General features: G+C 58.5%; 10 protein-coding genes. 9 read left to right on the top strand and 1 reads right to left on the bottom strand.

Annotation, left to right across the window (positions count from 1 at the left end; translation table 11 throughout):
• Positions 1 to 41 precede the first annotated feature (41 nt).
• Positions 42 to 248 carry a YbfA family protein gene (locus IM304_RS16485; protein ID WP_003858637.1) on the bottom strand — a complete coding sequence of 69 codons (207 nt, stop codon included), beginning with the start codon at positions 246 to 248 and terminating at the stop codon, positions 42 to 44.
• A gap of 308 nt (positions 249 to 556) precedes the next feature.
• Between IM304_RS16485 and kdpF the strand changes: the two genes are divergently transcribed.
• The 9 genes from kdpF to potE all read left to right on the top strand — a co-directional run bounded on the left by kdpF (position 557) and on the right by potE (position 12,488).
• Complete coding sequence (gene kdpF / locus IM304_RS16480) at positions 557 to 646, top strand: K(+)-transporting ATPase subunit F (RefSeq protein ID WP_014069365.1); 90 nt, start codon at positions 557 to 559, stop codon at positions 644 to 646.
• Positions 646 to 2,325 (top strand): potassium-transporting ATPase subunit KdpA, encoded by a 1,680-nt coding sequence (kdpA, locus tag IM304_RS16475; protein WP_193356462.1) that lies wholly within the window; start codon positions 646 to 648, stop codon positions 2,323 to 2,325. The genes kdpF and kdpA overlap by 1 nt, the downstream gene beginning before the upstream one ends.
• An 18-nt stretch (positions 2,326 to 2,343) precedes the next feature.
• The gene (kdpB, locus tag IM304_RS16470) at positions 2,344 to 4,392 is read left to right on the top strand and encodes a potassium-transporting ATPase subunit KdpB (RefSeq protein ID WP_193356463.1); all 2,049 of its coding nucleotides are present in this window, start codon (positions 2,344 to 2,346) and stop codon (positions 4,390 to 4,392) included.
• Between the two features lie 12 nt (positions 4,393 to 4,404).
• The gene (gene kdpC, locus IM304_RS16465) at positions 4,405 to 4,980 is read left to right on the top strand and encodes a potassium-transporting ATPase subunit KdpC (protein ID WP_193356464.1); all 576 of its coding nucleotides are present in this window, start codon (positions 4,405 to 4,407) and stop codon (positions 4,978 to 4,980) included.
• The gene (gene kdpD / locus IM304_RS16460) at positions 4,981 to 7,668 is read left to right on the top strand and encodes a two-component system sensor histidine kinase KdpD (RefSeq protein ID WP_193356465.1); all 2,688 of its coding nucleotides are present in this window, start codon (positions 4,981 to 4,983) and stop codon (positions 7,666 to 7,668) included. It begins immediately after the preceding gene.
• Complete coding sequence (kdpE, locus tag IM304_RS16455) at positions 7,665 to 8,342, top strand: two-component system response regulator KdpE (protein ID WP_148420821.1); 678 nt, start codon at positions 7,665 to 7,667, stop codon at positions 8,340 to 8,342. Before kdpD ends, kdpE begins: the two co-directional genes overlap by 4 nt.
• A gap of 278 nt (positions 8,343 to 8,620) precedes the next feature.
• Positions 8,621 to 8,725 (top strand): leader peptide SpeFL, encoded by a 105-nt coding sequence (gene speFL / locus IM304_RS16450; RefSeq protein ID WP_003858645.1) that lies wholly within the window; start codon positions 8,621 to 8,623, stop codon positions 8,723 to 8,725.
• A gap of 254 nt (positions 8,726 to 8,979) precedes the next feature.
• On the top strand, positions 8,980 to 11,178 hold the full coding sequence (gene speF, locus IM304_RS16445) for an ornithine decarboxylase SpeF (RefSeq protein ID WP_193356466.1): 2,199 nt from the start codon (positions 8,980 to 8,982) through the stop codon (positions 11,176 to 11,178).
• Positions 11,175 to 12,488, top strand: a complete 1,314-nt coding sequence (potE, locus tag IM304_RS16440; RefSeq protein ID WP_148420823.1) for a putrescine-ornithine antiporter — start codon at positions 11,175 to 11,177, stop codon at positions 12,486 to 12,488. The genes speF and potE overlap by 4 nt, the downstream gene beginning before the upstream one ends.
• Positions 12,489 to 12,556: the final 68 nt, after the last annotated feature.

Below are 12,556 nucleotides of genomic sequence, written 5' to 3'. Positions count from 1 at the left end.
GTCCTGCGTTAATACTTTTTGCAATTTTTTATGGCTACGTATCAGTAGAAGTCGCAGGTTGCCTTCTCGGCCTGATCCATCCATACCGGTTTCTCGCTGGTTTTTGCCCAGACGCGGTGCAGATAGCTGTAAAAACGTGCGCGATCTTTCCAGAACAGCATCACCGGCAGGGCCAGCACGCCAGCCACTACGGCGAAAGTGCGACGCATGAAAATGATATGAGCCGGAAACTCTTTATAAAGATCCATATTTTTCTCCCCTGTAGTTGGCCGGAAACGTTCTCCGGAAAATGTGAAATCTGTGACCTGGATAAAATAATACCGCTTTGTTTGTAATTTTACTACTCATCCGACCACTCAATTTCATCCATTTAGTGAATATTTACATTCACGCCGTAATTAAGTTACAAAAAAGTTAACGATTTACTTATCAATAGTTAAATCATGGTCTTTCCGTTTTTATACTTTTTTTACACCCGCCCCGCGGATTTTTGCGAAATCTTTGCGCCGTAAACCCTACCGTTAGCACCAATACAAATGTCACCCGGAGGTGGGTTGTGAGTGCAGGTCTGATTGCCGGCATTGTGCTGGTGTTCCTGTTATTGGGTTATCTGGTTTATGCCCTGATTAATGCGGAGGCGTTCTGATGGCTGCTCAGGCGTTTTTGCTTATTGCGGGCTTTTTACTGGTGCTGTTTGTCCTTGCCAGGCCGCTGGGAACGGCGCTGGCGCGGCTGATCAACAACGTGCCCCTGCCGGGCACGGGCCACGTCGAAAACGGGTTATGGCGCGTGCTGGGCGTCAGCGACCGGGAAATGAACTGGCGGCAGTACCTGACGGCGATAGTGCTTCTGAATATCGTGGGTCTGGTCGTCCTATTCGCCATGCTGATGCTTCAGGGCAGCCTGCCGCTTAACCCGCAGCGGCTACCCGGCTTATCCTGGCATCTGGCGCTAAACACCGCGGTCAGCTTCGTTACTAACACCAACTGGCAATCCTATGCCGGTGAAACCACGCTCAGCTATTTCAGCCAGATGGCCGGATTAACCGTGCAAAACTTTCTCTCTGCGGCCAGCGGTATCGCGGTTATTTTTGCCCTGACGCGCGCCTTCGCCCGTCAGAATGTGGGCACGCTGGGCAACGCCTGGGTTGATATAACGCGTATCACCCTCTGGATCCTGGTTCCCGTGGCGCTGGTTATTGCCCTGTTCTTTATTCAGCAGGGCAGCCTGCAAAACCTGCTGCCTTATACCCCTTACACCTCGCTTGAAGGCGTCAACGGTCTCCTGCCGATGGGGCCGGTGGCGTCGCAGGAAGCGATAAAGATGCTGGGCACCAACGGCGGTGGCTTCTTCAACGCCAACTCAGCCCATCCGTTTGAAAACCCAACGGCGCTCACCAACCTGGTCCAGATGCTGGCGATCTTCCTGATCCCCGCCGCGCTCTGCTTCGCGTTTGGCGATGTGGTTAACGATCGCCGTCAGGGACGCACGCTGCTGTGGGCCATGTCGTCGATCTTCGTGGTGTGCGTCGCGCTGGTGATGTGGGCCGAATGGCACGGCAACAGCCACTTCATGCAGCTCGGGGCCAGCAGCAATATCAACATGGAAGGTAAAGAGAGCCGCTTCGGCATTCTTGCCAGCAGCCTCTATGCGGTAGTCACCACGGCGGCCTCCTGCGGGGCGGTGAACGCCATGCATGACTCTTTCACCGCGCTCGGCGGCATGATCCCGATGTGGCTGATGCAGATCGGCGAAGTGGTCTTCGGCGGGGTCGGCTCGGGTCTGTACGGCATGCTGCTGTTCGTTCTGCTGGCGGTATTTATCGCCGGGCTGATGATTGGCCGCACGCCTGAGTATCTCGGTAAAAAAATCGACGTGCGCGAGATGAAATTAACCGCGCTGGCGATCCTGGTTACCCCTGCCCTCGTGCTGCTCGGCACCGCGCTGGCGCTGATGACCGAAGCAGGCCGCAGCGGCATCTTCAACCCCGGCATCCACGGCTTTAGCGAAGTGCTTTACGCCGTATCGTCTGCGGCCAACAACAACGGCAGCGCCTTTGCAGGATTGAGCGCCAACTCGCCATTCTGGAACTGCCTGCTGGCGTTCTGCATGTTCATGGGGCGTTTCGGCGTGATCGTTCCCGTCATGGCGATCGCCGGAGCGCTGGTGAGTAAAAAAATTCAGCCGACCACTACCGGTACGTTACCGACTCACGGCGCGCTGTTTGTCGGTCTGCTGGTGGGTACCGTCCTGCTGGTGGGCGCCCTGACCTTTATCCCCGCCCTCGCGTTAGGCCCGGTCGCGGAAACTCTCTCTTTACGCTGATTTTGCGGAGTATTTGTCATGAGTCGTAAACAACTGGCCCTGCTCGAACCGACGTTAGTTCGTCAGGCCCTCATGGATGCGGTGAAAAAACTGAGTCCGCGCGTGCAGTGGCACAACCCGGTGATGTTTATCGTCTGGATAGGAAGTTTACTCACCACCGCGCTGGCGATTGCCATGGGAACGGGTCAACTGTCGGGGAATGCCACCTTCACCGCCGCCATCAGCCTGTGGCTATGGTTTACCGTGCTGTTCGCCAACTTCGCCGAAGCGCTGGCGGAAGGCCGCAGTAAGGCGCAGGCCAACAGCCTGAAAGGGGTTAAAAAAACCGCTTTCGCGCGCAAATTACGCGAACCGAAATACGGCGCGCAGATGGATCGCGTCCCGGCAGACGAGCTGCGCAAGGGTGATGTGGTGCTGGTGGAAGCGGGCGACATCATCCCCTGCGACGGGGAGGTGATTGAAGGGGGCGCATCGGTTGACGAAAGCGCCATTACCGGGGAATCCGCGCCGGTTATACGTGAATCGGGTGGAGATTTCGCTTCCGTCACCGGCGGAACGCGCATCCTTTCCGACTGGCTGGTGATCCGGTGCAGCGTCAACCCGGGCGAAACTTTCCTCGACAGAATGATCGCCATGGTGGAAGGGGCGCAGCGCCGTAAAACGCCGAACGAGATCGCCCTGACCATCCTGCTGGTGGCGCTCACCATCGTCTTCCTGCTGGCAACGGCAACCCTGTGGCCCTTCTCCGCCTACGGCGGCACGGCGGTCAGCATCACCGTGCTGGTCGCCCTGCTGGTGTGCCTGATCCCCACCACCATCGGCGGCCTGCTTTCGGCGATTGGCGTGGCGGGGATGAGCCGCATGCTGGGCGCGAACGTGATTGCCACCAGCGGACGCGCCGTTGAGGCGGCGGGTGACGTTGACGTGCTGCTGCTGGATAAAACCGGCACCATCACCCTCGGCAACCGTCAGGCATCCGAATTTTTACCGGCTCCCGGCGTGGATGAAAAAACGCTGGCCGACGCGGCGCAGCTCTCGTCTCTGGCCGATGAAACGCCGGAAGGTCGTAGCATCGTGATTCTGGCAAAGCAGCGCTTCAACCTGCGCCAGCGCGACGTCCAGAGCCTGCAGGCCACGTTCGTCCCGTTCACGGCGCAAACCCGGATGAGCGGGATCAACATTCAGGACAGGATGATCCGCAAAGGGTCCGTTGATGCCATTCGCCGCCACATTGAGGCGAATAACGGCCATTTCCCACCGGAAGTCGACAAGCTGGTGGAAAGCATCGCGCGACAGGGGGCAACCCCGCTGGTGGTGGCGGAAGGTTCCCGCGTGCTCGGCGCGATCGCCCTGAAGGATATCGTAAAGGGCGGTATTAAAGAGCGTTTTGCCCAGATGCGGAAGATGGGCATTAAAACGGTGATGATCACCGGGGATAACCGTCTCACCGCGGCCGCCATTGCCGCCGAAGCGGGGGTGGATGATTTCCTCTCCGAGGCGACGCCGGAAGCGAAGCTGGCCCTGATCCGCCAGTATCAGGCGGAAGGCCGTCTGGTGGCGATGACCGGCGACGGCACCAACGATGCTCCGGCGCTGGCGCAGGCCGACGTGGCGGTAGCGATGAACTCCGGTACGCAGGCGGCAAAAGAGGCGGGCAACATGGTCGACCTTGACTCGAACCCGACCAAGCTCATCGAGGTGGTGCACATCGGGAAGCAGATGCTGATGACGCGCGGCTCGCTGACCACGTTCAGTATCGCCAACGACGTGGCGAAGTATTTCGCCATCATCCCGGCGGCTTTTGCGGCCACCTATCCGCAGCTGAATGCCCTGAACGTGATGCACCTGCACTCGCCGGCCTCGGCGATTCTGAGCGCGGTGATCTTCAACGCCCTGATTATTGTCTTCCTGATCCCGCTGGCGCTGAAGGGGGTGAGCTATAAGCCGCTGACGGCCGCCGCCATGCTGCGCCGCAACCTGTGGATTTACGGTCTCGGCGGGCTGGTGGTGCCCTTTATCGGCATCAAGGTTATCGACGTGCTGTTAACGCTGTTCGGGCTGGTTTAAAAGGTGAATCAAATGACGATGTTACGTCCCGCTATACTGTTGTTTATTCTGCTGTCTCTGGTTACCGGCGGGCTTTACCCGCTGGCGACCACCGCGCTGGGCCAGTGGTGGTTTCAGGATCGGGCCAACGGCTCGCTGATTATTCAGAACGGTGAAAACCGGGGGTCGCGCCTGATTGGACAGAATTTCACAGAGGCACACTACTTCCAGGGACGCCCTTCCGCCACTGCGGAAAGCCCGTATAATCCCATGGCGTCCGGCGGCAGTAACCTGGCGGGCAGCAATCCCGCGCTGGATAAAGCGGTAGCGGAACGCGTTGCCGCCCTGCGCGCCGCGAACCCGCAGGCCAGCCGGGAGGTGCCGGTTGAGCTGGTCACCGCCTCCGCGAGCGGCCTGGACTACAGCCTGACGCCGGAAGCGGTGGCCTGGCAAATCCCGCGCGTGGCCGCCGCCCGCCGGCTGCCCGTCGAACAGGTGAGCCAGCTGGTCGCAGAGCACACGCAAAAGCCGCTGGTCAGCGTCATCGGCATGCCGGTAGTGAACATTGTTGAGCTGAATCTGGCGCTGGACGCGCTAAGGAAAAACTAAATGACCGACGAGCCCATGCGCCCGGATCCGGACAGGCTGCTTGAACAAACGGCTGAAGCCCATCGCGGCAAGCTGAAAATTTTCTTCGGCGCCTGCGCGGGCGTCGGGAAAACCTTCGCCATGCTGACGGAAGCCCAGCGGCTGCGGGCGCAGGGGCTTGATATTCTCATCGGCGTGGTTGAAACCCACGGTCGCAAAGAGACCGCGGCGCTGCTGACGGGGCTTGCCACGCAGCCGCCCCGGCGCATCAGCCACCGCGGGCGGCTGGTGACGGAGTTCGATCTGGACGCGGCCCTCGCCCGCCGTCCCGCCCTAATTCTGATGGACGAGCTGGCGCACAGCAACGCGCCAGGCTCCCGTCACCCGAAGCGCTGGCAGGACGTTGAGGAATTACTTGAAGCCGGGATTGACGTTTTTACCACGGTGAACGTTCAGCATCTGGAAAGCCTGAACGACGTGGTGAGCGGCGTAACGGGCATTCAGGTGCGGGAGACTGTTCCCGATCCGTTTTTTGATTCTGCCGATGAAGTGGTGCTGGTTGACCTGCCGCCGGACGATCTGCGCCAGCGCCTGCACGAGGGCAAGGTATATATTGCCGGCCAGGCCGAACGCGCCATTGAACATTTTTTCCGCAAAGGCAACCTGATTGCCCTGCGCGAGCTGGCCCTGCGCCGCACTGCCGATCGCGTTGATGACCAGATGCGCGCCTGGCGCGATCTGCAGGGGCGGGAGCGCGTCTGGCATACGCGGGACGCCATTCTGCTGTGCATCGGCCACGGCAGCGGCAATGAAAAGCTGGTCCGCACCGCCGCTCGTCTCGCGGCGAAGTTCGGCAGCGTCTGGCATGCGGTGTATGTCGAAACGCCACAGCTTCACGCCCTGCCGGAAAATCAGCGCCGCGCCATCCTGAGCGCGCTGCGGCTGGCGCAGGAGCTGGGCGCGGAAACGGCGACCCTCTCCGATCCGCAGGAGGATAAAGCCATCGTGCGCTACGCGCGTGAGCACAATCTGGGCAAAATTGTTACCGGGCGTCGCCAGCACCGCCGCTGGTTTAGCCGTGAATCCTTTGCCGACAGGCTGGCGCGCCGCGCGCCGGATCTTGATTTAGTCATCGTCGCGCTGGACGACAGGCCCGCCCCCCTGCCCAACCGTGCGCCGGACGCGCGCACCTTTGGCGATAAATGGCGGATCCAGATCCGCGGCTGCCTGGTTGCCGTGGTGCTGTGCGCCCTGATTACGGTAATCGCCAGCCAGTGGCTGATCGCCTTCGACGCCGCCAACCTGGTCATGATCTATCTCCTGGGCGTAGTGGTGGTGGCCCTCTTTTACGGTCGCTGGCCGTCGGTGCTGGCAACGGTGATCAACGTCGTCAGCTTCGATCTGTTCTTCATTGCCCCGCGCGGGACGCTCGCCGTCTCGGACGTGCAGTACATTCTGACCTTTGCGGTGATGCTTACCGTCGGGCTGGTGATTGGGAATCTGACGGCGGGGGTACGCTACCAGGCCCGCATTGCCCGCTACCGCGAGCAGCGTACGCGCCATCTGTACGAGATGTCAAAATCGCTGGCGGTGGGCCGCACGCCGCTGGATATCGTCCAGACCAGCGAGCAGTTTATCCGCTCGACGTTTCATGCCGGTAACCTGATTTTGCTTCCCGACGAGCAGGGGCATCTTCGCCCCCTCACCTCCTCCTCGGGCATGACGCCGTGGGATGAAGCCATTGCCCGCTGGAGTTTCGATAAGGGGTTACCTGCCGGGGCCGGGACCGACACCCTGCCCGGCGTGCCTTACCAGATCCTGCCGCTGCGCAGCGCGGATAAAAATCACGGGCTGGTCATCGTGGAGCCGTCTAACCTGCGCCAGCTGATGATCCCCGAGCAGCAGCGCCTGCTGGAAACCTTCACGCTGCTGGTTGCCAGCGCCCTTGAGCGGCTGGCGCTCACGGCCAGCGAAGAGCAGGCGCGTCTGGCAAGCGAGCGCGAAAGCATTCGCAATTCGCTGCTGGCGGCGCTGTCCCACGATTTACGCACCCCGCTCACCGTGCTGTTTGGTCAGTCCGAAATTCTCACGCTGGATCTCGCGGCGGAAGGGTCAAAGCATGCGATGCAGGCCAGTGAAATTCGCCAGCACGTGCTGAATACCACGCGTCTGGTGAATAACCTGCTGGACATGGCGCGCATTCAGTCCGGCGGGTTTAACCTCAAAAAAGAGTGGCTCACGCTTGAGGAGGTCGTCGGGAGTGCGCTGAAGATGCTGGAGCCGGGGCTGGGCGGACGCCATATTGAACTGAACATGCCGGATCCCCTGACGTTAATTCACGTTGATGGCCCTCTGTTTGAGCGGGTGCTGATCAACCTGCTGGAAAATGCCGCGAAATATGCCGGAGCAAAGGCGCAGATTGGCATTACCGCCGCGATGGACGCGCAGGCGCTGCGGCTTGAAGTCTGGGATACCGGGCCGGGCATTCCCGCTGGCCAGGAACACGCCATTTTTGATAAATTCGCGCGCGGCAGTAAAGAGTCTGCTATTCCGGGCGTTGGGCTGGGGCTGGCGATCTGCCAGGCCATCGTCGACGTGCATGGCGGCACCATTTCGGCCGAAAACCGTCCGGAAGGTGGCGCCCGCTTTTGTGTTACACTTCCTCTTGAAACCCCACCAGAACTTGATGAATTGCCAGAGGATTTGTGATTAACGTTCTGATTGTTGAAGATGAACTCGCTATCAGTCGATTTCTGCGCACCGCGCTGGAAGGCGACGGTTTGCGCGTTCACGAAGCCGGTACGCTTCAACGGGGGTTAATCGAAGCCGCGACCCGCAAGCCGGACCTGGTTATCCTGGACCTGGGGCTACCGGATGGCGACGGCATTGATTTTATTCGCGAGGTGCGTCAGTGGAGCCAGATGCCGATTCTGGTGCTCTCTGCCCGCACCGAAGAGACGGATAAAATCGCCGCGCTGGATGCCGGCGCGGATGATTACCTGATTAAGCCGTTTGGCATTGGCGAGCTGCAGGCGCGGCTTCGCGTCGCATTGCGTCGCCACAGCGCCACCGCGCCTTCCGATCCGGTATATACCTTTGGCGATATCCGGGTCGATCTTGCCGCTCGCCGCATCCTGCGGGGAGACGAAGAGATACACCTTACGCCTATCGAATTTCGTCTTCTGGCCGTGCTGCTCAATAACCATGGAAAAGTGTTGACCCAGCGACAGCTGTTAAGTCAGGTCTGGGGACCGAATGCTGTCGAACATAGTCACTATTTACGCATTTATATGGGGCACCTTCGCCAGAAGCTTGAAGCCGACCCCGCGCGCCCTCGTCATTTATTAACAGAAACCGGTATCGGCTATCGTTTTATGATCTGAATAAGTATTCAGATTTATTTTCAATAATCCCTCCACGTCATCTTAATAAGCCATAAAAATAGCGACAAGTTTATTTTTATGGCTACGCACGGCTATTAAAAACACAAAGAAAACACTCAATTAACATGAAGTCAACAAAACAGCATTTTGATCTGCATTATTCATCAAAAGCGACTAATTATTTCTGTAATGATCGGTTAAGGGTGATCTAATTCACAGTTAATCGCTTTTTACCGGATAAAATGACCATGCTTTCAATTACTGAAAGGAAACTGAACATGGAAAACAATAACCGTTTAATGCCCCATATAAGGCGGACAACGCATATCATGATGTTTGCCCACCGAAACTGTTTTGACTTTCACCTCTTTAACGCCCGGTAGTCCTTCGACTTCTGGCGCATCTGCTTACAGGTCATCCTGAAACACGCTATTTTACAGGCTGTTGCCTGTGAACACCTGCGCTCATTTCTTGTAATTCAGATTCTCCGCATCCGGGCGGACTGAATTTCACTCAGCAAAAAGCAAATAACTGATTTCCGTATCAGCGGTCACGCTTTGCTTTATTTTCCGGAAACAATCGATTTCTTTCTCATAAGAAGTCGAGGGATCAATATTGCCTGAATAAAGAGAGAAAGATGAAAAAATTAAAAATTGCCGTCAGCCGTGCCTGCCCTGAATGTTTTACAACCCAGCGCGAAATGGTGGACGTTAACGCTTCGGATTATATTGACGTGGCGGCCGTGGTTCTGGCCGTCAGCGATATTTTCACTGGCGCAATTGAAGAGATAGAGGCCACGGGATTTGGCATCCCGGTGTTTATTGCCACGCATAAGGAAGAAATGGTTCCGGCTGAATTTCTGTCGCGTATTCACGGCGTTTTTGAGTACGCCGACAGCTGCAGTGCGTTCTACGGACGCCAGCTGGAAGCGGCCGCGCAGAAATACGAAACCCAGCTTCGTCCCCCGTTCTTCCGCGCGCTGGTCGATTACGTCCAGCAGGGCAACAGCGCGTTTGACTGTCCCGGGCATCAGGGAGGCCAGTTCTTCCGCCGCCATCCTGCCGGCAATCAGTTTGTTGATTTCTTTGGCGAAACGCTTTTCCGCTCCGATCTGTGCAACGCCGACGTGGCAATGGGCGACCTGCTGATCCACGAAGGCGCGCCGTGCATCGCCCAGCAGCATGCGGCAAAAGTCTTTAACGCTGACAAAACCTACTTCGTGCTGAACGGTACCTCCTCCTCCAATAAGGTGGTGCTGAACGCCCTGCTCACCCCAGGCGATCTGGTACTGTTCGATCGTAATAACCACAAGTCTAACCACCACGGCGCGCTGTTGCAGGCGGGTGCAACGCCGGTGTACCTGGAAACGGCGCGCAACCCGTACGGCTTTATCGGCGGTATTGACGCACGCTGCTTTGAGGAGAGCTACCTGCGTGAGCTGGTGTCGGAGGTTGCGCCGGACCGCGCGCGCGACGCACGTCCGTTCCGTCTGGCGGTGATCCAGCTGGGCACCTACGACGGCACCATTTATAACGCCCGTCAGGTGGTGGATAACATTGGCCACCTGTGTGACTACATTCTGTTTGACTCTGCGTGGGTCGGCTACGAGCAGTTTATCCCGATGATGGCCGACTGCTCGCCGCTGCTGCTGGAGCTGAACGAGAACGATCCGGGGATCCTGGTTACCCAGTCCGTGCATAAGCAGCAGGCTGGATTCTCGCAAACCTCGCAGATCCACAAGAAGGACAGCCACATCAAAGGCCAGCCGCGCTATGTCCCGCACAAGCGCCTCAACAACGCCTTTATGATGCACGCCTCCACCAGCCCGTTCTACCCGCTGTTTGCCGCGCTGGACATCAACGCCCGCATGCATGAGGGGCAAAGCGGCCGTAATATGTGGATGGATTGCGTGGTGACGGGCATTGAGGCACGCAAGCTGATCCTGGAAAATTGCCAGTTTATTCGTCCTTTCGTTCCTGAAACGATTGACGGCAAGGCGTGGGAAAGCTGGGACACGGCGGAGATCGCGACGGATTTGCGCTTCTTCCACTTCGTGCCGGGTGAACGCTGGCACGCTTTTGAAGGCTACGCCGAGCACCAGTATTTTATCGATCCGTGCAAGCTGCTGCTGACCACGCCGGGAATTAACCCCCGCACCGGCGAGTATGACAATTTCGGCGTGCCCGCCACTATCCTTGCCAACTTCCTGCGTGAAAACGGCATCGTGCCGGAAAAATGCGACCTCAATTCCATTCTTTTCCTGCTCACCCCGGCGGAGGACATGGGCAAACTGCAGCAACTGGTCGCCCAGCTGGTGCGCTTCGAAAAGCTGCTCCAGAGCGATGCGCCGCTGAAAGCGGTTCTCCCCTCTCTTTATAAGCAGCATCCGGAACGTTACGCGAATTACACGCTGCGCCAGATTTGCCAGGAGATGCACGACCTCTATGCCCGCCATAACGTCAAGCAGCTGCAAAAAGAGATGTTCCGCAAGTCCCACTTCCCGCGCGTGATGATGAACCCGCAGGAGGCGAACTACGCCTACCTGCGCGGGGAAGTCGAGCTGGTTTCCCTGCGCGATGCAGAAGGCCGTATCGCCGCGGAGGGGGCGCTCCCTTACCCACCGGGGGTGCTGTGCGTGGTCCCGGGGGAAGTCTGGGGCGGTTCCGTGCTGCGCTACTTTGCCGCGCTGGAGGACGGGATCAATCTGCTGCCGGGCTTTGCGCCGGAGCTACAGGGCGTGTACGTCGAGGAGCGTGACGGACGTAAACAGGTGCGCTGCTACGTCATTAAACAACCTGCCGCTCAGCCCGCGCTGCTGAAAGGAGAAAAAGTATGAGTAAGGCCAACAAGATGGGCGTGGTGCAGCTGACAATTCTCACCATGGTGAACATGATGGGGTCCGGGATCATCATGCTGCCCACCAAGCTCGCCGAAGTGGGGACGATTTCGATTATCTCCTGGCTGGTCACCGCCGTGGGATCGATGGCGCTGGCGTGGGCGTTTGCCAAGTGTGGGATGTTCAGCCGCAAGTCAGGCGGCATGGGCGGCTACGCCGAATATGCGTTCGGCAAGTCCGGTAACTTTATGGCCAACTACACCTACGGCGTGTCGTTGCTGATCGCTAACGTGGCGATTGCTATTTCCGCCGTCGGCTACGGCACGGAGCTGTTTGGCGCGACGCTCAGTCCGGTACAGATTGGTTTAGCCACCATTGGCGTGCTGTGGATCTGCACCGTGGCCAACTTCGGCGGCGCGCGCATCACCGGACAGCTCAGCAGCATCACCGTCTGGGGCGTGATCATCCCTGTGGTCGGCCTGTGCGTTATCGGCTGGTTCTGGTTCAGCCCGACGCTGTACGCAAACTCCTGGAACCCGCACCACGTGCCGTTCTTTTCCGCAGTCGGATCTTCTATCGCCATGACGCTGTGGGCCTTCCTCGGTCTGGAGTCGGCCTGCGCAAACGCTGAAGTGGTGGAAAATCCGGAGAAAAATGTCCCCATCGCGGTGCTCGGCGGAACGCTGGGCGCGGCGGTGATCTACATCATCTCCACTAACGTGATTGCGGGGATTGTGCCAAACGCGGATCTGGCAAACTCCACGGCACCGTTCGGGCTGGCCTTCGCGCAGATGTTCAACCCGGAGGTGGGGAAAGTCATCATGGGGCTGATGGTGATGTCCTGCTGCGGCTCGCTCCTCGGCTGGCAGTTCACCATCGCACAGGTGTTTAAATCTTCGGCTGACGAAGGCTACTTCCCGAAAATCTTCTCCCGGGTGACAAAAGCCGATGCGCCGGTGCAGGGCATGCTGGCCATTGCGATTGTCCAGAGCGGCCTGTCGTTAATGACCATCAGCCCGTCGCTGAACAGCCAGTTCAACGTGCTGGTCAACCTGGCGGTGGTAACGAACATCATTCCTTACATTCTGTCGATGGCGGCGCTGGTGATTATTCAGAAGGTGGCGAAAGTGGATCCGCGAAAGGCCCGGGCGGCAAATATTGTGGCGCTGACGGGGGCGATTTACAGCTTCTACGCGCTCTACTCGTCCGGTCAGGAAGCGATGCTGTACGGCGCGATGGTGACATTTATGGGCTGGACGCTGTACGGTCTGGTGTCGCCGAGATTTGAACTAAAGAATAAGCACGGCTAGGTAAAAGCAAAACGGCAACCCTGAGGTTGCCGTTTTCCATGTTTTCACCCTCTCCCTGTGGGAGAGGG

Origin of the sequence: Enterobacter cloacae complex sp. P40C2, assembly GCF_014930695.1 — a bacterium.
Taxonomy (GTDB): Bacteria; Pseudomonadota; Gammaproteobacteria; order Enterobacterales; family Enterobacteriaceae; genus Enterobacter; species Enterobacter pasteurii.
Note: the sequence above shows the minus strand (reverse complement) of the source record. Positions and strands in the feature narration are given on the sequence as shown.

Coding starts and splice junctions, on each gene's coding strand:
- kdpA (WP_193356462.1), top strand. CDS start 646: ATGGCTGCTCAGGCGTTTTTGCTTATTGCGGGCTTTTTACTGGTGCTG.
- kdpC (WP_193356464.1), top strand. CDS start 4,405: ATGACGATGTTACGTCCCGCTATACTGTTGTTTATTCTGCTGTCTCTG.
- IM304_RS16485 (WP_003858637.1), bottom strand. CDS start 248: ATGGATCTTTATAAAGAGTTTCCGGCTCATATCATTTTCATGCGTCGC.
- kdpB (WP_193356463.1), top strand. CDS start 2,344: ATGAGTCGTAAACAACTGGCCCTGCTCGAACCGACGTTAGTTCGTCAG.
- kdpD (WP_193356465.1), top strand. CDS start 4,981: ATGACCGACGAGCCCATGCGCCCGGATCCGGACAGGCTGCTTGAACAA.
- potE (WP_148420823.1), top strand. CDS start 11,175: ATGAGTAAGGCCAACAAGATGGGCGTGGTGCAGCTGACAATTCTCACC.
- speF (WP_193356466.1), top strand. CDS start 8,980: ATGAAAAAATTAAAAATTGCCGTCAGCCGTGCCTGCCCTGAATGTTTT.
- speFL (WP_003858645.1), top strand. CDS start 8,621: ATGGAAAACAATAACCGTTTAATGCCCCATATAAGGCGGACAACGCAT.